The sequence below is a fragment of the Mucilaginibacter sp. P4_A11 genome, from assembly GCF_056402535.1.
Genome location: NZ_JBFUHE010000005.1, coordinates 391,990 through 412,304, shown reverse-complemented (window position 1 = coordinate 412,304; position 20,315 = coordinate 391,990). Strand labels below are relative to the sequence as shown.

16 protein-coding genes are annotated in these 20,315 nt (G+C 43.3%); 11 read left to right on the top strand and 5 right to left on the bottom strand.

Annotated elements, in window-relative coordinates; translation table 11 throughout:
* Positions 1–288 precede the first annotated feature (288 nt).
* The 6 genes from AC1DUD_RS12780 (at position 289) to AC1DUD_RS12755 (ending at position 10,022) form a co-directional block, all read left to right on the top strand.
* Positions 289–858, top strand: a complete 570-nt coding sequence (locus AC1DUD_RS12780) for an RNA polymerase sigma-70 factor (RefSeq protein ID WP_477375064.1) — start codon at positions 289–291, stop codon at positions 856–858.
* Between the two features lie 64 nt (positions 859–922).
* Complete coding sequence (locus AC1DUD_RS12775) at positions 923–2,062, top strand: FecR family protein (protein ID WP_477375063.1); 1,140 nt, start codon at positions 923–925, stop codon at positions 2,060–2,062.
* 215 nt (positions 2,063–2,277) lie between these two features.
* A complete protein-coding gene (locus AC1DUD_RS12770; RefSeq protein WP_477375062.1) occupies positions 2,278–5,625 on the top strand; it encodes a TonB-dependent receptor in 3,348 nt (1,115 codons plus the stop codon).
* Positions 5,626–5,635: 10 nt separating this feature from the next.
* On the top strand, positions 5,636–7,222 hold the full coding sequence (locus AC1DUD_RS12765) for a RagB/SusD family nutrient uptake outer membrane protein (protein ID WP_477375061.1): 1,587 nt from the start codon (positions 5,636–5,638) through the stop codon (positions 7,220–7,222).
* 74 nt (positions 7,223–7,296) lie between these two features.
* On the top strand, positions 7,297–9,099 hold the full coding sequence (locus AC1DUD_RS12760; protein WP_477375060.1) for a glycoside hydrolase family 35 protein: 1,803 nt from the start codon (positions 7,297–7,299) through the stop codon (positions 9,097–9,099).
* 257 nt (positions 9,100–9,356) lie between these two features.
* A complete protein-coding gene (locus AC1DUD_RS12755; RefSeq protein ID WP_477375059.1) occupies positions 9,357–10,022 on the top strand; it encodes a DNA alkylation repair protein in 666 nt (221 codons plus the stop codon).
* A 2-nt stretch (positions 10,023–10,024) separates the two neighbouring features.
* On the opposite strand, the gene AC1DUD_RS12750 is transcribed toward AC1DUD_RS12755, so the two are convergent.
* Complete coding sequence (locus AC1DUD_RS12750; protein ID WP_477375058.1) at positions 10,025–10,525, bottom strand: VOC family protein; 501 nt, start codon at positions 10,523–10,525, stop codon at positions 10,025–10,027.
* Positions 10,526–10,579: 54 nt separating this feature from the next.
* Between AC1DUD_RS12750 and AC1DUD_RS12745 the strand changes: the two genes are divergently transcribed.
* The 3 genes from AC1DUD_RS12745 (at position 10,580) to AC1DUD_RS12735 (ending at position 11,599) form a co-directional block, all read left to right on the top strand.
* The gene (locus AC1DUD_RS12745) at positions 10,580–10,717 is read left to right on the top strand and encodes a hypothetical protein (RefSeq protein ID WP_477375057.1); all 138 of its coding nucleotides are present in this window, start codon (positions 10,580–10,582) and stop codon (positions 10,715–10,717) included.
* Positions 10,718–10,733: 16 nt separating this feature from the next.
* The gene (locus AC1DUD_RS12740) at positions 10,734–11,138 is read left to right on the top strand and encodes a DUF5655 domain-containing protein (RefSeq protein WP_477375056.1); all 405 of its coding nucleotides are present in this window, start codon (positions 10,734–10,736) and stop codon (positions 11,136–11,138) included.
* 89 nt (positions 11,139–11,227) lie between these two features.
* Positions 11,228–11,599: a hypothetical protein gene (locus tag AC1DUD_RS12735; RefSeq protein WP_477375055.1), complete on the top strand. Its 372-nt coding sequence runs from the start codon at positions 11,228–11,230 to the stop codon at positions 11,597–11,599.
* A 170-nt stretch (positions 11,600–11,769) separates the two neighbouring features.
* Here AC1DUD_RS12735 and AC1DUD_RS12730 read toward each other — a convergent pair whose 3' ends face one another.
* The gene (locus AC1DUD_RS12730; protein WP_477375054.1) at positions 11,770–12,378 is read right to left on the bottom strand and encodes an alpha-ketoglutarate-dependent dioxygenase AlkB family protein; all 609 of its coding nucleotides are present in this window, start codon (positions 12,376–12,378) and stop codon (positions 11,770–11,772) included.
* A gap of 2 nt (positions 12,379–12,380) precedes the next feature.
* On the bottom strand, positions 12,381–12,647 hold the full coding sequence (locus tag AC1DUD_RS12725; RefSeq protein ID WP_477375053.1) for a hypothetical protein: 267 nt from the start codon (positions 12,645–12,647) through the stop codon (positions 12,381–12,383).
* A 304-nt stretch (positions 12,648–12,951) separates the two neighbouring features.
* Here AC1DUD_RS12725 and AC1DUD_RS12720 point away from each other — a divergent pair, with 304 nt between their 5' ends.
* Together AC1DUD_RS12720 and AC1DUD_RS12715 are read left to right on the top strand one after the other, a co-directional pair.
* Positions 12,952–13,770 carry an AraC family transcriptional regulator gene (locus AC1DUD_RS12720; RefSeq protein WP_477375052.1) on the top strand — a complete coding sequence of 273 codons (819 nt, stop codon included), beginning with the start codon at positions 12,952–12,954 and terminating at the stop codon, positions 13,768–13,770.
* 40 nt (positions 13,771–13,810) lie between these two features.
* Complete coding sequence (locus AC1DUD_RS12715) at positions 13,811–15,352, top strand: FAD-dependent monooxygenase (RefSeq protein ID WP_477375051.1); 1,542 nt, start codon at positions 13,811–13,813, stop codon at positions 15,350–15,352.
* A gap of 133 nt (positions 15,353–15,485) precedes the next feature.
* On the opposite strand, the gene AC1DUD_RS12710 is transcribed toward AC1DUD_RS12715, so the two are convergent.
* Positions 15,486–17,813, bottom strand: a complete 2,328-nt coding sequence (locus tag AC1DUD_RS12710; protein WP_477375050.1) for a histidine kinase dimerization/phosphoacceptor domain -containing protein — start codon at positions 17,811–17,813, stop codon at positions 15,486–15,488.
* A 310-nt stretch (positions 17,814–18,123) separates the two neighbouring features.
* A complete protein-coding gene (locus AC1DUD_RS12705) occupies positions 18,124–20,055 on the bottom strand; it encodes a sigma 54-interacting transcriptional regulator (protein ID WP_477375049.1) in 1,932 nt (643 codons plus the stop codon).
* Positions 20,056–20,315 lie beyond the last annotated feature (260 nt).

Here is a 20,315-nt window from a genome sequence, read left to right as displayed (position 1 = left end):
AAAGATTTTAAGACAATGAAAATTTTTTAAATGGCACCATGAAATTATCTGCCTCCGGTTACGGTGGTCACGTACTTGGATGGTTTATGGGACAAATGTGCAATTACCGTACAGGAAGGCCAATTACACAGAAATAGATCACTATTCAATCGATTGTTTCTGGCTTTACCGGGCCTGCCGGACAAAAGTGTTATTAATTGTTAAAATGACACGTTGGAGTTAACATAATCCTCATCTTAAGAAATAATTCCTTAATATTGAAAATTGAATACCCCGTTTTAATTGTTAATGAGTGTTTATAGGTCGCACACCGATACAGAATTAATAGCTAAGCTGAAACAAAACGATGTTGACGCTTTTACCGAAATACACTCCCGGTATTACGCTGTCCTCTATAGGCATGCCCTGCAAAGGCTGGAGGATGACGCCGAGGTTCAGGATATATTACAGGAACTTTTTTCCTATTTGTGGGATAACAGGGACACGATTCAATTTACCGTTAGTTTATCTGGTTACCTTTACACGGCTGTGCGAAACCGGGTTATCAACGTTTACAAACGCAATAAGCTGAAGTATGATTACTTTGATTCCCTTCAATCATTTATAGATAACGGTACTACCGAAGCAGATCACAATATCAGGCTAAAGCAACTCACAGAGCTTATTGAAACCGAGGTTGAAAAATTACCAGCTCAAATGCGTTTGGTTTTTGAGATGAGCCGCAAGCAATACCTCTCGCATCAGCAAATTGCCAACGAGCTTGATATCAGCGTACTTACCGTACGTAAACAGGTTCAAAACTCCCTTAAAATACTAAAGGTGAAACTAAGTACCTATTTTTTTTCAATTTTTTTATAATTCTTCTACTCCATAGGTTCTTCCCGGTTGTCATTAGCGTGATCAAAAGGAATAAACCCTGCTTATGGATAAAAATTACCCTGAAGATTTATTAAGGCGATATGACGAAGGCAACGTTTCTGAAGAGGAAAAAGCCATTGTTGAATCATGGTACCTGTCATACCGGTCCGGTAATCCATCGCCTGAAATTGACGATGAGCTACTGAAGCATCACCAGCAGCAAAGTATCGCCGGTTTAACTGAATATGCCCGTAGCGGCAACAAAGTGCGCAAACTATATGGGAGGCGGTTCATGCTTGCTGCCGCATCTCTAACTATTGCGCTTGCAATAGGCGTTTATCAGTTTACCAGCCACAATAAGGTAAAACAAAATACCACGGCTTCTCAAACTCCGGCAGCTGATCTGCTGCCGGGCAGCAATAAAGTAACGCTTACGTTATCCAATGGTAATAAGGTTGTGCTTTCTGGCGCAAAAAACGGACTGGTTGCCAGCGATGCCGGTATTGCTATTAATAAAACAGCCGATGGCAGTGTTGCTTATGCATCGAAACAAGGGGGGCAGCAATCCGCCGAAACTTTGTTTAATACCGCTACCACACCGCGGGGCGGGCAATATCAATTCACTTTATCCGATGGTACTAAGGTATGGTTAAATGCCGCTACCACTTTTAAATTCCCCGTGCAGTTTGAAGGCAACGAGAGAAGGGTAGAGCTTACAGGCGAAGCATATTTTGAGGTTGCCCATGACAGGAGCAAGCCCTTTAGGGTAGTTTCCAACGGACAGGTTGTGGAGGTTTTAGGTACCCACTTCAATGTCAATTCTTACGCAGATGAGCAGGTAATGAGCACAACGCTTTTAGAAGGCATTGTGAAAGTCTCTCATAATGGCAGCAACAAAGTGATCAAACCCGGCGAACAGGCCCGCTTGAATGCAGATAAGCTTGACGTAGTAAAAGTGAACACCGACCAGGCAATAGCGTGGAAAAATGGTCTTTTTTACTTCCATGATGCCAGTATTTATGAAGTTATGCGACAGTTTAGCCGTTGGTATGATGTTGACGTGAAGTTTGAAGGTAACGTTCCTGATCGAGAATTTTCGGGCGGGATCTCGCGCAATGTCAAGGCTTCGCAGATACTTGATCTTTTAAGCTTTAAAAAGGTTAAATACCGGATACAAGGTAAAACTATAATTATTACCCTCTGAGTATAGCATTCAGATATTTTAATCAATAAACTAAAACATAGAGAAAAATGAACAGAAAACTACATCACCTGCCTTAGCGGCGCATTTTAAAGGCTGTTAATTTAAAAACGTACCCCGACGGCAATCAGGGTACGAATATTTGAGTTAACCCCTTCCGTTTCCGGAAATACGAATAATTGAACCTAATCGTGTATTAACCCAAACTAATCAAAAGTATGAATTATAATGCTTTTTCTATTGCCATGTATAAAAAATGGCTGCCCAAAAAATTCCTCCTGGTTATGAAACTGACCACCATTTTTTTAATAGCAGGCCTGCTTCAGTGTAGTGCCAAAGCTTTCAGTCAAAAAATCAATCTTAACGAAACCAATACTTCGTTGGTGAATGTGCTTGACAATATCAGCAAGCAAAGCGGATATGTGTTTTTTTATGATTCTAAAGATGTAAAAAACAAAACAGTTACAGTTAAACTTAATGAGGCTTCGCTATCCGAAACGCTTGAAAAATGCCTCAATAATCTTTCTTTAAGTTATAAGGTACTTGATAAAACTATCATACTTCAGGAAAAAACTAACAATGAACCCGTACAAGTGGTACCGGCTGCGGTTACAATCACCGGGCATGTTACAGATGATAAGAACCTCCCGTTGCCAGGTGTTACCGTTAAGGTAAAAGGCGGTACGGCAGTAGCCATTACTGATGCAGATGGAAAGTTCAAAATAGAAGTGCCGAATGGTAATGCTGTGTTGGTATTTTCATTTATAGGTTTTGCTACGGCAGAATTGCCGGCAACATCAGGATCGCCGATGAGTGTGAAATTGATGCCGGATTTGGGCAAGCTTAACGAAGTTGTTGTGGTTGGATACGGAACGCAGAAAAAAGTGAACCTTACGGGTTCGGTAACATCTGTAAGCGGAAACGACCTTAACTGGAAACCGGTAGGCCAGGTATCAACTGCCTTGCAGGGTATGGCATCGGGCGTTACAGTTACGCAAAGCCAGGGCCAGCCGGGAAGCGATCAGGGTACCATAAGGATCAGGGGTATAGGTACATTGAATAACAGTAATCCACTCGTTTTGGTTGATGGTGTTCAAACTGATATCAATAACGTTGATGCCAATGACATTGCTTCCGTTTCGGTATTAAAAGATGCGGCAGCTTCATCAATTTATGGTGTAAGGGCTGCAAATGGTGTGGTTTTGATCACTACCAAAAGAGGGGCAAGTGGCAAAACAGCAGTTACCTATTCTGATTATTTTGGATGGCAGAACCCAACCCGCATCTCTAAATTTGTAGGTGCACAGGAGTTTATGCGCTTAGCAAACCTGATGTATACTAACTCAGGTTCAGGTGCAGTTTATTCTGATGCGCAGATTGACGAATATAACAACCCAAACCGCAATCAGAATTTATATCCCGATAATTACTGGCTTCAAAAAATTCTTACAGGCAGCGGCTTCCAGCAGCAACACAGCCTGTCGGTATCGGGCGGTGGTGAAAAAAATACCTACCGTTTCTCTACCAACTACTTTAACCAGGACGGCTTGATCAAAAATATGAATTATGACAGGCTTACCGTAAGGCTTAACACTGATACCAAGATCACCAAACGCCTTGACTTCAGTGCTGATATATCGGCCAATATCTCCAAACAACAGGAACCTCAAGGTGTTGCTGGTTCGGCATGGTACCAGTTTGGCCAGGCTGCTATAGCCAACCCATTAAGTGTTGACAAGTACACTGATGGCACCTGGGCTACGCTACGCGGCGGACAAAACCCGTTGAGGCTTCAGGATGAAGGCGGTCTTTATGATTATAAAAAGAACCTGTTTATCGGCAACTTCAAACTGAACTACCAGGTTATTGATGGTTTAACGCTTACTGGTACGGCATCTGACAACTATCAGAGCTCATACAACAGTCTGCACAATAAGGCATTTGACTATATTCAGTATGATACCAAAAACACACTGACCGTAGGTCAGAATGATATCACCAAACAATATACAGGCTACTGGTTCCAGAATTACCAGGGCTTGATCAATTACAAGAAAACCTTAGGCAAACATAACTTGAGCTTCTTGGCGGGTGCATCGAGACTGAGCGAAACCTATGATTACCTGACTGCTTTCAGAAAAGACATCCCTGACGGTGACCTTTCAGAGATCAATGCCGGTTCGGCAAGTACCTCTACCAACAGCGGTACTTCCACCGAATACCTGCTGGTATCTTATTTCGGAAGATTAAATTACTCCTATGATGACAAGTACCTGTTTGAGGCAAACATCCGCCGCGATGGATCGTCACGTTTTCCTAAAGGATCAAACTATGGTTGGTTCCCGTCATTTTCTGCCGGTTGGAACCTTGCCAAAGAAGAGTTCATGAAGGATTTTTCCGGTATCCAGGATCTGAAAATAAGGGGTTCATGGGGTAAGTTAGGTAACGACAACCCGCTTTCAACTACAAGCGCGGTGGTTAATTACCCATATCAGTCAACCTTCAGCTACAACAACAGCTATCCTTTTGGCGGCACGCTGAATACAGCAGCCAGTCAAAGTGTTTATGTAAATAATGGCCTTACCTGGGAAACCACCAAAATGGCCGATATCGGTTTTGACTTAGGTGTTTTGGATAACAAGCTGACTTTTACTTTTGATTACTATAACAAAACTACCGATAACATCCTATATGCTCTTCCTATCCCGTCAACAGTAGGTTTTACTGCCTCTTACCAAAACGCGGGCAGCATGAACAACAAAGGTTATGAGTTTAGTGTAAATTACAAAGGCACTATTGGGTCTGATTTTAAATACTCGGCAGGCGGCAATATTTCTGATGTGAAAAATAAGATCACCGACCTGAAGGGTACTGATTATTTGACAACAGATAATAACAACAATACTTTTGGTTACATCACAGGAAAACCTATTGGCTCTTACTACGGTTACCAGGTTGAGGGGATCTTCCAGTCGACTGCCCAAGTAGCTTCACATGCAACCCAAACCGCAGGCACTTCGGCCGGCGATCTGATCTATAAAGATCAGAACGGTGATGGTGTTATTGATTCAAAAGACCGCGTTTATTTGGGTAGCAATATCCCGCGTTATACGTACGCTTTCAACTTAAGCGCAAGCTATAAAGGTTTCGACTTTTCAACCTTATTACAAGGCGTTGGTAAAGTTGATGTAAGTACCCTGGTAATGCAAAGGGCACCAACAAGCACCGATGGTAACTTCAAAGCCATCCAGGAAGATAGCTGGACACCTACAAATACCGATGCTGCTTATCCAAGGTTAACTACTTCAACTCAAAACTACCAGGCTTCTTCATTCTGGATCAAAAGCGGATCATATTTAAGGGTTAAAAGTATGCAGCTGGGTTACAGCCTTAAACCGGCGCTCATCAGCAAACTGGGCTTGTCAAAACTAAGGTTATATGTATCGGGACAAAACATATTCACCTTCAGTAACCTGCCAAGCGATATCGACCCTGAGTCGCCAAATGATAACCGCTACTATCCGCAGGTTAAGACTTACACCTTTGGTATAAACGCAAATTTTTAAAGGAACAGAGATGAAAAAGATTCAACATATAATATTAATGCTGGTTGTTGTAGCTGTGGCGTTTTCGGCCTGTAAAAAAGACCTGCTTGATAAACAACCATTAGATGCTTCATCCGGTACAACCTACTGGAAAACCGAAACCAATGCCGTACAGGCGGTGAACAATATATACCGTTATCTTGGCGATTTTACCGACAGGATCTTCCTGTCATGCGGTACAGACGACAGTTATTCATGGAGTAACTGGCCTGATGATATACAATATGCAGGCAACGGAACCGGTACTTCAAGTAACGGGGTGTTTAGCCACTACTGGTCAAACTTTTATACCATGATCGGTGCAGCCAACAATGTGCTTGACAATATCAATAAAGTAACCGGTATGAGCGATGATATGCGTAAGCGCCTCATTGGTGAATCGCGCTTTTTAAGGGCTTATGCTTACCAGCAATTGATAGGTATGTATGGCGATGTACCATTGGTTACCCACGTACAGGCAATCAGCGAATTCGATGTGGCGCGTACGCCAAAAGCTTCGGTAGCTAAATTTATAGTTGCCGAACTGGATACTGTTGCCGGTTACCTGCCCCTTACTTATGCCGCTGCAGATCAGGGCCGGATAACCCGTGGCGCGGCTTTAGCTTTAAAAGCCAGGGTATTGCTTTATAATGCGCAATACACAGAAGCCGCTGCCGCTGCAAAAGCAGTAATGGATTTAAGCCAGTACAGCATAGATGGCGATTATCTGAGCTTATTTAACGGCACCAATAAAAATAGTCCTGAGATAATCCTTGCCGGACAGTACATTGCTAATACCTATGCCAACGGAACCGCAACCTGGGTTGGCGGACCTACGGTAGGCGGATGGTCACAAGTAGTGCCGCTGCAAAAACTGGTTGATGATTATGAATGTACAGATGGTAACACCATTGATAATTCACCGTTGTATGATGCGACAAAACCATTTGATAACCGTGATCCAAGGCTTAAGTTGACCGTGGTTGTTCCGGGTTCGGTAGTTAATGGTAATACTATCGATATCACCAACACAAATTCAATCGATGCTTTGGGTAAAAACAATGCTTCTTTTAGCGGCTATTATTATAAAAAATACATCCCGACGGTAATATCCGGAAGTTATGATGCCAATTCATCAAACGATATTGTTTTGATCAGGTATGCCGAAGTATTGCTGAACTATGCGGAAGCTATGATAGAAGCAGGTACAATAGATCAGTCGGTTTATGATGCTATTAACAAAGTAAGGCAGAGGGCAGGTGTTAATATGCCTGCGTTAACAGCTGCAAAGGCCGCAACACAAGCGCAGCTGCGGGCCGCTGTAAGGCGTGAAAGGCATGTTGAATTTCCGATGGAAGATAACCGTTTGTTTGATATCCGCAGATGGAAAACAGCTGAAACTGTAATGCCCGGCAATGCCTACGGTATCCTTAATTATTTTAATTCGTCAAGGGCCGATTACGGTCAGCATATCCTTGTTGAAAAAAGGCAGTTTAATGCAAATCGTGACTACCTGTGGCCTATTCCTCAAAATGAGATCGATTTGAACAAACAGCTGGTACAAAATCCGGGCTGGTAAATAAAAAATTGAACGGGAAGGGCTATATTGCTCTTCCCGTTTAAGTATACTGATTAATTTATATTGCACTCATAATGAAAAAGATCCTCCTGTTCGCTCTCGTAATTTTAACATCCGGTATTGCCGGTGCGCAGCAAAAACATGTATTCTCATTAGGTAAAAGTGATTTTTTGCTTGATGGTAAACCCTTTCAGATCGTCAGCGGTGAGATGCACCCCGCCCGGATACCTAAAATGTATTGGAGGCAGCGCATCCAGATGGCTAAGGCCATGGGCTGTAACACGATAGCCGCTTATGTTTTCTGGAATTATCATGAGCAGCAAAAAGGCGTATTTGATTTCAAAACAGAAAACAGGAATATCGCCGAATTTATAAGCATTTGTAAGGAAGAGGGGATGTGGGTACTGCTTCGTCCCGGTCCCTATGTTTGTGCCGAATGGGATTTCGGCGGTTTGCCTCCATACCTGTTAACTATACCGGATATTAAACTAAGGTGTATGGATCCACGTTACATGGCCGAAGTTACAAGATACGTAAATGTATTATCAGGACAGGTGCGCGATCTGCAATGTACAAACGGAGGCCCCATCCTCATGGTACAGGTTGAAAATGAATACGGAAGCTACGCTAATGATCGTGAATATATTGCGAAACTAAAGGACCTGTGGGTTGAAAATGGTATTAGTGTGCCTTTCTACACTGCTGATGGCCCAACTGCATTTATGCTGGAAGCCGGTGGAGTGGATGGTGCGGCGATAGGGCTGGACAGTGGTTCAAGCGATGCCGATTTTGATCAGGCAGCAAAGCAAAATCCAAATGTACCCTCATTCAGCAGTGAAAGTTATCCTGGTTGGTTAACCCACTGGAAAGAAAAATGGCAAAAGCCAGGTAATGACGGCATTTTAAAAGAAGTTACTTACCTGCTTGAGCATAAAAAATCATTCAATTTATACGTGATCCATGGCGGTACCAACTTTGGGTTTAATGCCGGCGCTAATGCCTTTAGCCCTGTACAGTTTCAGCCGGATGTTACCAGTTATGATTATGATGCGCCGGTTAATGAGCGTGGTGAAGCCACATCAAAATACTATGCTTTGCGTGGCCTCATTGCCAAATATGTAAAGTATAAAATTCCAAACGTTCCAAAGGCAACCCCGGTAACGGAAGTTGCTGCATTTGATGTGAAGCCCGTTAATACCATCTGGAATGAATTGCCCGCGGCTGTTAAATCGGCCCAGCCCGTACCAATGGAAGCCCTTGGGCAGTACAGTGGCTTCATTTTATACCGGACAAAATTAATAGGCCGCAAAAGCGGTACCCTTACCATTACAGAACCGCATGATTATGCCCTGGTCTTGCTGAATGGTAAACTGGTGGATACAGTTTACCGCGATGGTGGCAAGTGGACGGTTAAATTACCAGCTTCAGACGTGAAAGACCCGCAGCTTGATATCCTGGTTGAAAACATGGGGCATATCAATTTTGCGCAGTATATGATAGACCGTAAAGGCATAACCGATAGGGTTACGTTAGAGGGCATGACGCTTACCAACTGGGAAATTTATAAACTGCCTATGGATGACCAGTTCATAGCCTCGCTGAAATCCACAGATGTGAAAGATTTTCATGACGGCACATTTTTTAAAGGGAAATTTGATTTGAAGGCGGTAGCAGATACCTATCTCGATTTAAGCAACTTCAAAAAAGGTGTGATTTGGGTTAACGGCCATAACCTTGGCCGTTACTGGAATGTAGGTCCACAGTTTCATTTATATTGCCCTGCAAACTGGCTGCAAAAAGGAGAGAACAGCGTTACCGTATTTGACTTGCACCAGGATTCGGCAACTACCATTAAGGGTGTTAAAACTCTTGAATAATTTTGACTTAAATTAGATTTGACACTCCTGAAACTGTTTTAAAAATAGGTAATAAGAACGTCATTGCGAGGTACGAAGCAATCCCCGATTAGCAGGTCCGCCCTGTATAGTTCGCGATTGCTTCGTACCTCGCAATGACGTTTTTTTGAGTTATATCATTTTTAAAATGCCGTTTTTGTTTTTTGGTATATTGATATACAATAGCTATTTATAGTATTATCTTTTTAAATTCGGGTGATCAAAAAACGGGAAGATTGATGACAGTTAATGAAGTTATGACCTCGCTGGAAGCCATGGGCAGCGAGAGAATGCGCCTCCAAAATACCAAACGTGGTGCACAGGGGCAACAGTTTGGAGTAAAGCGCGGAGATGTCCGGACACTGGCGAATAAGATCAAAACAGATCATGAACTTGCCAGGGCGCTATGGGCCACCAGTAATATCGACGCACGGTTCCTGGCTGTGTTGATCATTGACCCAAAGCGCTTGTCCATTGAAGAGTTGGATACTATGGTTCGATCTGAGCGGTTTGCAGATGTTATCGATTGGCTTTATGCTTACGTGATCAAAGAGCGCGCGGATAAGGAACAACTCCGGGAACAATGGCTGATAGCCGACGATCCGATGGCTGCTCGCCTGGGCTGGAGCCTTACCAGCGGCAGGGTAGCCAGAAGTCCGGAGGGCCTGGATCTCCCCGGCATACTTGACTACCTGGAAACCGAAATGCCGTTAGCTGCGCCCGAAGTGCAGTGGACTATGAACAGTACCCTGGCGCAGATCGGGATCCATCACCCGGTTTATCGTGAGCATGCCCTCGCCATCGGGGAACGATTGGGCATTTATCGTGATTACCCCGTATCCAAAGGTTGTACATCGCCTTTTGCACCAATTTGGATAAACGAAATGGTAAAACGACAAGGGTAAACCTATTTCGTCGTGATCGTGCCCATTTTGGCGTAATCTACATCATTGGGTTCCCATAGTTCTATCTTATTGCCTTCGGGATCCATCAGGTGTACAAAATTGCCGTAGCTTACTCTTTCTACGCTATCGGTTGGCTGGATACCGGCGGCTTTTAGCTTAACCAACAGCGCATCCAGTTGCTCAACCCGGTAATTGATCATAAATTGCTTATCGGAGGGCTGAAAATATTTAGTCGTTTCTTTGAAAGGCGCCCATGCAGTAAAACCTTTTTTGGTGCTGTCCATGCCCTGGTGCCACTCGAAGGTTGTACCCGTTTGCACCATGCGCATACCAAGGTTTTTTTCATACCAGATTTTGAGTGCCGCCGGGTCTTTGGCCTTAAAGAAGATGCCGCCGATCCCCGTTACACGCGGGCCATTGTTGACAGGGGTGGTTAAACGGCTAAAGCCAAAACCTAACAGAAAAGTAACCACAAAAGCTATCGCCAACAGGATTTTTTTCATTGCTTCAAAAATTTAAAGCCTAAATATAATCAATTCATTTTCCTAATTTTAACTATGATCAAACGCTATGAGTTAACCCTGAAACAGGGCGCTGACCCAAAGCATGCCGGGGCTGATTGGTCGATACCAATGGTTTGGGCCGAAAGAAATGGCCATCGTGAAATTATTATTGTATTGAGATCGTACCTTTGAACCGAATGTTAAATAGATGAGTTGGATCTGTCCTAAATGTGAGCGGGAATTGCCCAGGCCCGAGCAAAGTCATTATTGCGCACGCGTTAGCCTGGATAGCTTATTCGAGGGGCGGCCGCCCGAATTGATGCTGGTATTTGATAAGTTGCTGGCTGAGGTTGCGGATTGGGATGGCGTACTGGTTGGTACCACACCTAACTGTATAGTTTTTACCCGGCGACTAACCTTCCTGGTGATCCGGCCGATGAAGAAAGAGCTAGATCTGAAATTCTATTCCAAAGTTGCGCATCCGGAAAAACCGGTGCTCAAAAGTGTGACTTCGGGTAATAAATTCGAAAACCATATCAGGATTGCGCTGCTGGATGATCTGCGACCGGCTTTGTTTCGATACCTGCGGGAATCCTACGAATTATTAGCATAAAATAATGTAACACAATTCTGCTGAACTTGATGGTTGTTTTAACAGCATTAAGGAAGCAGCGCAAATTCCACCAAATAAATTAGTGGTCTATGAAAAAAACAATGCCTTTCGACTTCCTGTTGGATTATTTACCAGCAAACGTGATCATCAAACCCGCCGTTGGTATGTATTATATTTACTGGGAGAAAAAGATCGTATTGATACTGCGCAGGCTCAGTAAAAATAGCAGGTACAACGGTTTGTGGGTAGCAACCAGCCGGGAAGATCATGCCAGTCTTAAAGCAACCATACCGGCACTTGCCAATTTTGTGTTTGATGAAGGGGAGGCCTTTGATTCGGCCTGGCTACTGCTTAGCGACGAGCATGATGACTTTGAAACCGCGGCGATAAACATCTGCGAACTCATTTCGCACAGGGATAAAAGGATTGGGAAAGTAACACCGAAGAGCCGGTCCCTCTAACTATCTTCAGCTACGCTTTTATCTAACAGCTATTAGTATATGGTGTTCGCTTTGGTGTGGAAAGAATAGAAGATGGATTTAACGGAAACCCAGCAACAATAACTTAAGTTTAATATTTCTGCTTTTGCCGGAATCGTTAGTATTACGTAGTCGCAACTGTAGGCAAGTATTTATATCACCACTCTGAAAGTGAGATTTACACGGGGCTTCATTGGTTTAATAGATTTAGCGATCCGGTGTTCCCAATGTTCCTGTAACCCCGCTTTCATTAACAGAAATGAGCCGTGCTCTAACCTGACTGAGTACCTTTCGCTATGATCAGCTTTGCTGCGAATATCAAAGCTGCGCACCTGCCCAAAACTGACTGAGGCGATTACCGGGTGTTTGCCGAGAATACTTTCCTTATCGCTATGCCAGGTTACTGAATCATTCCCGTCGCGGTAGTAATTCAATAACACGCTATTGAATATAACTCCCGAAAGCGGCTCCACGATTGCTTTAATTTTTAATAGTTCTGGTGTCCATGGAATAGGGTTGGATATTCGGCCGGGATGGGAGTAGTCTGTACCGAGATCGCCGTACCATGAGGTCAGCCGTGGTGTAACTACCTCTTTATCGTACATTTTTTGTACGGTTTGTTTCCAGGGGGCTTCTGCAATAAACTTTTGTAGAAAGTGATCACTTACCGTACTGTTAAATAAGCCCGGTAAATATTCCAGTAACTCTATTGGCAAACCTTTGCTCTGACCCGCATCCGGAAAGAAACATAATTGCTCCATTGCTAAAGGTTTAAACTTTTTAACAATTGATCCATTTCTTTTTGATTACCGCTGATTTTTCCTGCAATATCTTCCTGTTCATAAACATTCAAAACTCCGCCGTCATAAACCCAGTTGTTTTCCCGGTCAAATAAGATCCGGCCCAGATAAACTTCCTGCAATAGATCGTAAAGGTGGTAAGCATCATCCTCAACAGGTACTATGCGCACCCAGCGGTCTTTGTCTGTTTTTATCTTTTCCGGCCTCTCCCTGAATAGCTTACTTCTCATTAAAACAAAATTGGAAAAAAAAATCCAGAAAAGCTTAATAAATGCTAAATATTTTAGTATTTATTAAGTGTCAAAATTATCGTAATAAGGCCCGCTAAAAGAGTATATTTCAACGACTCCGACAGGATGCACGAAAGGGGAGGCAAATATGGTCAGGTAACTGGAAACGCCTTAACGAAACCTGAATTGAGCAAGCGAATAATTATCTTAAAATTGATTGTAATAACCGAATAAGGAAGCGACAACTTTGCGGTTGCATTGCATATCTTTATTTACAAAACATCTAAATATATTATTTTTCAAAATGCAGCACCGGGAATTTGAACCTCCTGAAGAGTTAAGGGATACAATAAAGTGCTTTTGGTACAACCAGGGAGATTTTGGCGAACAACTATCCGGCTTCGAAGTACAACCTGATGGGTATGCTGAGATTATTTTTTATTTCGGCGATATTTTTAATAGCTCATACCATGGGGGCTTGCAACCATTACCGTCACCCTTTATGATGGGACTGCTTGATCAGCCCGTAGTTTTTTACACAACGAAACGTTTAGAGATCATTGGCATCAGGTGCTTCCCATGGACGGTATTTGATTTGCTCGGGCTGCCGTCCGGTAAAGATGGGGTACGCATATTTGAACATCCTATCGCCCGGCTTCAATCTAACTTAAACAAATGGATTGAGACTGGCCAAATAGAAGAGGCGCTTGCGGAGTTAAAACGGTATTTCCTGGATACGAGATCGCATATTGCGCCCGGCAATATGTTATCCAAGGCTGGTGTTGCTATGCTGGAAGCAAACGGCGCCATGCCGGTGAGCCAGGTAGCGGCAGCGGCCCACGCTACAGTCCGTACACTGGAACGGAACTTTAAGCAATCTTCCGGCTATACCGTCAAAGATGTGTCGGGTTTGATCCGCTTTGAGCAGGTTCGAAACCGGTTATGGCATTATCCCGATACAAACCTTACCGGTTTGGCTCATGAGTTGGGCTATGCTGATCAATCACACCTGAGCAGGGAATTTAAACGTTACAGCGGCAGTACGCCGGCGGCATTTGCACGAAAAGCAAAGAAAAGGAAACAGGTTGTAAGCACTGATTTTGTCGCATTTGTACAAGCCTGACACGGTTGCATTCCGGAATTTTGTGTTTCAATCAATGTATATGAAACCAATAATCGAAAGCAATAAAACCTTACAAAATCATACTATTTATGACGTGATCATTTCCGGAGCGGGGCCTGTAGGTCTGTTCCTCGCCTGCGAACTGGCCCTGGCCAAATGTTCGGTCCTGATACTGGAAAAGGCAGAAGATCCTCATTCTCCGTTGAAACGAATGCCCTTCGGGATCAGGGGGCTCTCAGCGCCCACTATTGAAGCGCTTTACCGTCGAGGATTGCTAAATGAACTCGAAATCCATAAACATATTAAAAATCCCCATCAAAACGCCAAACAAGGAGCCCAGCGGCAGGTGGGGCACTTCGCCGGTATTCCGTTTCTTGAAGGCAATGTTGATACCTTACAATGGAAGTGTCGCCTGCTAAGTTCTACCGAAACCAGCTTAATTTCTGAAATGGAAGAGATTGAAACGGTACTGATCCGCCGTGCAGAATCCCTTGGTGTCAAGATCAGGCGCGGGTTTGCTATCACCGGCTTTCATCAAACGGTGGATGGTGTAACTGTTCAGTGTGGCCAGCAATCTTTTCAAAGTAAATGGCTTGTTGGCTGTGATGGGAGCCGTAGTGTGGTGCGCAAGGCAGGTGGTTTTGAATTTGCCGGCACCGAGCCGGAATTTACCGGTTACTCTGTCCGGGCAGATATTGGTGATCCTGAAAAGCTTAAACCCGGCCGGAATGTTACATCAAGAGGTATGTATATGCAATCGCAGCCGGGTTACCTGGCCATACAGGATTTTGACGGCGGGGCATTTCACGGCTCTGGCGAATCAATTACGCGTGAACATGTGCAGGAGGTACTGCGCCGCATCTCGGATACCGATGTTACTATCAGCGCCCTGCATATTGCAACCACCTGGACTGACCGGGCACGACAGGCCACAGCTTACCGTAACGAACGGGTACTTTTAGCGGGCGATGCCGCTCATATTCATGCGCCGCTGGGAGGACAGGGACTTAATCTTGGACTGGGCGATGCCATGAACCTGGGCTGGAAGCTGGCCGCAACTATTCAAAATAAAGCTCCTGAAGGTTTGCTGGAAAGTTATTATAGCGAACGATACGCTATTGGGGCACAGGTTTTAGATTGGTCTCGCGCGCAGGTTGCTATCATGAAACCCGACCCGGATGCCCGGGCGCTGTATGAAATTTTACGCGACCTTATGAATACCCGCGATGGCGCCACCTATATTGCAGGAAGGGTATGGGGTGTTAATACCCATTATGATCTCGGTGGCAGTCACCCTTTAACAGGGCACAGCGTTCCCAACTTTGAGTTGGAAGATGGTTCAACGATTGGTGATTTAATGCATGATAGCTTGGGAATACTGCTTGACTTTGATACGAATACTTCACTTCAAACTTTGGTTGGGGAATTAGGCTACCGTGTAAAGTATGTTTCAGGCAGGGCGAAGGAACAATTAGGCTTGAGCGCCGTGCTGATTCGTCCTGACGGGATCATTGCCTGGGCTTCGGACAATAATCAGGATTCTAATGAACTCCAAAAGGCAGTCGCTCGCTGGTTTGTTTGAATTAAAAGATTTGCATAAAAAACGTTGAAGGGTAGGGAGTGGATTTTATCTGAGAGGTGCAGATGTGACTGTATTTAAAGATGAATTGTTACTGAGGGAGCATTTAACTAAAGGTTGGAGAGAATGGATATTTCTATCTAACCTTTTGTTGATTTTCAATCTTGAAGATCACGGTTACTATTACTCCTGAATCGTTTTTTATCATAAAACTGCCGCCCAGTTGCTTGCTTAAGGCTTTCATCATTTCCATACCCAATGACGATGTTTCGGCTATGTTGAAATCGGGCGGGAGCCCCTTTCCGTTGTCTTTAATGTTTAGTGTTATAGTTTCCGGGGCCGACAACTGAGCTTCAATAAGGATCTCCCCGCCATCTTTATCAAAAGCATATTTAATGGAATTGGTGATCGCTTCGTTTAGTATCAGGCCCATAGGCACCGCCTGGGATATATCAAGATTTACCTGGTCTGACTCTTCTTTAAATTTAATTTTGCGATGGCTGCAATCATAACAGGTATAAAGATACCTTACCATATCGTTAATGTAATCGGCCATGACAATAGTGGCTACGTTACTTTTGCTGTAAAGCTTTTGATGGATAATGGAGATGGCCTGTACCCTGTTTTGACTGTCCCTTATCGCATCCCTGGCATCGGTGTTTTGCAGATAGGCTGATTGTGTATAAAGCAAGCTCATCACGATCTGGAGGTTGTTTTTAACCCGGTGATGAACTTCCCTAAGCAGCCATTCCTTTTCGGTGATCAGGTCCTGCTGTTTGTTTAACAAGCCGTCCTTATCCTGTAATAACTTCTCTTTTTCATTCAATAGCGAAAAAAGTGAATTATTCTGTGCGTTAATTTCTTCCTGTTTGGCCTTCAGTTTAAAATTGCTGCGCTGTTTACTACAGTAGGCAAAATATAACAACCCAGCCAGTATAAACCCGATAAGTACGCCGGCAAAGGTGATGTTTCTCTGCTGATGGATTTTTTCGAGGTTGTTTTTTTGTATGGTTGATTGATTATTCAGTTCCTGGATCTTTTTATCCTTTTGTACAGATAGGTACTTTGTTTCAAGCTCACTGATCTGCTTGCCTGTTGCAATATTGGTTAGGGAATCTTTTATGATTTTTATCCGCTGAAAGCCCCTTAGTGCAGAGAACATATCTCCTCTGGCTGAGTCAACTTTAAAACGATGCTGGTAAATTGTCATTTTCGAAAGCACGGACATCCTGGCGATAGGTAAAGCTTCCAGCATTTTCAGTTCATCGGCAAGCTTTAGCCATTGTTTGGTGAGCAGGTAATGTTTTGGCAATGGGTCATACGAGGCAATGAAATTATCCATGGCGTAATAATTTGTTTTTATTTGCTCCGGCACTTCATTGGCTATCTGCCGAAAGGCCTGCTTAAACCGGGGAATCATTTTTTCAGCACCGGAGCTGTTTCCCATATGGTTATATAGTTTCAGCTCTGCCGAGAGGAACATACCTTCTTCGATAACAGTTTTTTGGGGATATTTTTGAAAACTTTTCTTAAGGTAAACAAACGCCGTTTGGTACTTTTTTAAATTAATATAGCAGGTAAGTATCTCGTGAACGCCAAGATTATACATTTCATGGTCATTCCGTTTAACTGCAATGTCCACGCATTTTTGATGATAAATAAGTGCCTGGTCAAATTGGCGTTTATTATAGTAAGCTACTCCTAAAGTAAAGTAAAAGTATTCGCCCCAATAGATGTCGTGCTTGGGGGCGGCCTCATAGCTGTTTACGCAATTAATTCTGGCCAGTAATTCCTTGGGCATATCGCCTTTTCGGTAATAAGTGTCGGCCAGGCGGTAATAGGCCTCTGCAAGGCGAGTGCTTTTTAAAAGCTCATATTGTTTAATTACAGAAATGAAGCTTTGTTCGGCGTTATCAAATTGATTTGCGTTCTGTTGGGCAAATGCAATTTTAAATAGTTCGTCAGCTGCAAGGGTTTTAAACCCATTTTTCGAATAAATTTCATAGGCTTTAGTGTACCCATTTAATTTTGCACCAATATTTACAGTATCATAAACGGTTACACTACTTCCATAACTATCCCGGGCGACGGCTTCTTTTAAGGGTTCATGTAGGGTGTGGTAATGCTCCGCTACCTGCGTAAAAAGATGGTACGCCGTACCTAAATCGTTTTTTTTTGCGGCAAGTTCGCCCTTTATTAACAAGGCACGGTACTTATGATCTGTGGCTTGAATAACCTTATTTAATGTTGCTGCTGTTTCGAGGTAAAAGGAGGCACTGTCCAGGTCTTTTTGAATTGAACCAGGCTTATGCAAGTAATGGCTGGCTAATTGAAGCTGAATATTTATCCTGTTAGTATCCCGGCCGGCCTTTTGCAGTTTCAGATATAGGGCAGCCGGGCTTTGTGCAATGACAATAGAAGCATAACACGAAAAAAAAATATAGCCGGCAAGCTTCCTGATCATGGTTTATAATTTAACTGATTTTGTTTAACGTGTAATTGCTGTCTTAAAAGTTTGTACTTTAATAAGTTATATAAACGACTAAGATTGTGCCGTCGATTTAAATGATTGTTATTCAGTTGATTGTCATTTTTGAAAAATATCTTGGGGACGATATTTCGGACGGAAAATATTGCTTGCGCCGATATTTAGTCGGCAAGCAAAATGTGCCATAAGCAGCTGCAAACAGCACTTCAGAAATAGCTTTTGTTGAGTAGGGGCTATTCCTCGAAAAAAGATTATGATTTATTAACGAATTGAGCTAATTATGGGTTTATTTAATCCCCAGCTTTTTCATTTTCGAATGGAGCGTAGTTGGAGGTAACCCCATTACCTCAGCAGCACCGCCGGAGCCTCTTATCCGGCCATTACAATTTTTAAGTACATTGATGATGTAATCTCTTTCATTTTCATCAATGGTTTTCATTCTTGCACCAGCGGTAGGCTCGGGACTGGTTTTGTTGGATGCATGCTTTGGCAGCGCTACTTCTTCGATGACCGTTCCTTTGGATAAGAGTATTGACCGCTCAATGAAATGTTCAAGTTCCCTGACATTTCCCGGCCACGGGTAATCGAGCATTTGAGCCAGAACTTCCGGCGATATACCATTGATTGATTTCTTGTATTTTTTTGAATAGTATGAAATAAAATGATTGGCGAGGGCGGGAATATCGTCAATTCTTTCCTTTAAAGAGGGGATCAGGATCGGGAATACAAAAAGGCGGTAGTATAGGTCTAAACGAAAACGCCCTTCTTCCATTTCTTTTTCCAGGTCGCGGTTGGTGGCTGCTATGATCCTGACATCTATTTTAATAGGCCCCTTACCACCCAGGCGTTCTATTTCCTGTTCCTGCAATACACGGAGCAGTTTAACCTGTAAGTCTATCGGAAGTTCGCCTATTTCGTCGAGGAAAATAGTACCGCCGTTGGCCATTTCAAATTTACCGATCCTTTTTTCTAACGCGCCGGTATATGCGCCCTTCTCGTGCCCGAACAATTCTGACTCGATCAGGTTAGCCGGGAGCGAGGCACAATTTACTACAACAAGCGGTTTATTTACCCTGCCGGATAACGCATGAATGCTTTTAGCTACCCGTTCTTTACCCGTGCCGCTTTCACCCAGTATGAGTACTGAGGTATCCAGGGGAGATATTGTAGCGATATGATCCAGTACCGTTAGCATCGGGCGGCTTTGCCCAACAATGCCGTCAAAATTTCGGGCCTTTTCTTTGGATTGTGCAGGGGAAGGGCTGTTTGCTGGGAACAGGTTAGATGGGCTGTTGATAATATTATCCCGCTGGTCGGCTTCGAGCACACTGCTTAAAGGGTTAAGCAGGCGACTTAATAACGCGATATGCTGTTGAGAATAAGTATTGCCTTTACGATTATAAAACTCATACCTTACAAGTTCTGAATTACCGGGTAAAGCCGGAAAAAACAATGACGATTCAAAATCATAAGTATCGGCAATGATTTTACTTAACGGGTTTTGATTACACAGGTTATCAAATTCTTCATCGTTAAAGCATTTTGCTTTGCTTACAATTGGCAATGATTCGTAAATGTTTTTCAGTCTGCCCCGGTCTGTGCCGGTAACATTCATAAACTCCTGTTCACCTAATACCTGGTATTCGTTAAAACCTATCCTCAAAAAGCCAATGCTGGTCGCTGTTGCGTTGCCAGCCTTTCTGATTATAAAATTCAGGTAATCAAACGGTACATGCATTTGCAGGTTATCCGCAACCTGTTGCAGTTTTTGCGTTATGCCACCATCATGATTACGGATCTCCTTTAATTTTTGGTTAAGCTCCATTTCCTGCTGGCGGCGCGATTCGAGGCTGTTTTGATGGCGGTAGAAAGCAACATCCAATGTGGTAAGCAGGTCATCCTCACGAAATGGTTTAACAATAAAACCGAATGGCATGGTAGATTTTGCTTCTTCCAGCAAAGTTCCCTGGAAATTTGCGGTGAGGTACACAAAAGCCATGTTACGCTCTGTAAGCTTCCGGGCCAGGTCGATGCCGTTTAATACACCTTTAAGGTGAATATCGAGCAAAACAAGATCGGGCTTTTGCTCATCGATTGAAGCCATTGCTTCGTTAACCGACTCAGATATGCCGGTTACTTTATATCCTGCAGCGGTTAAAATTAATTTTAAATGATGGCCTACAAGCGATTCGTCTTCAACGATCAATATTTTTTTCATCGACATATTTTACAAAAATAAAGCTATTCCAGAATGTCCGGCATCCTAACGAAACATCGGTGTTAAAAGCTGAAAATTCAATTAATAAGTTATTGGCTAAGCAGTATTAAAAAACAATATATGTGCCGTGTATGAAATATCTGTCGGCAATTTCTATCAATTTCAGCACTCTGTCAAATTTGCTTTGAAAACCAGCGCTTTTTTAATCGTCCCCCGGGTTTTGACGGAACCAGCCCAGGCATTTGTCGTCGAATTTAACC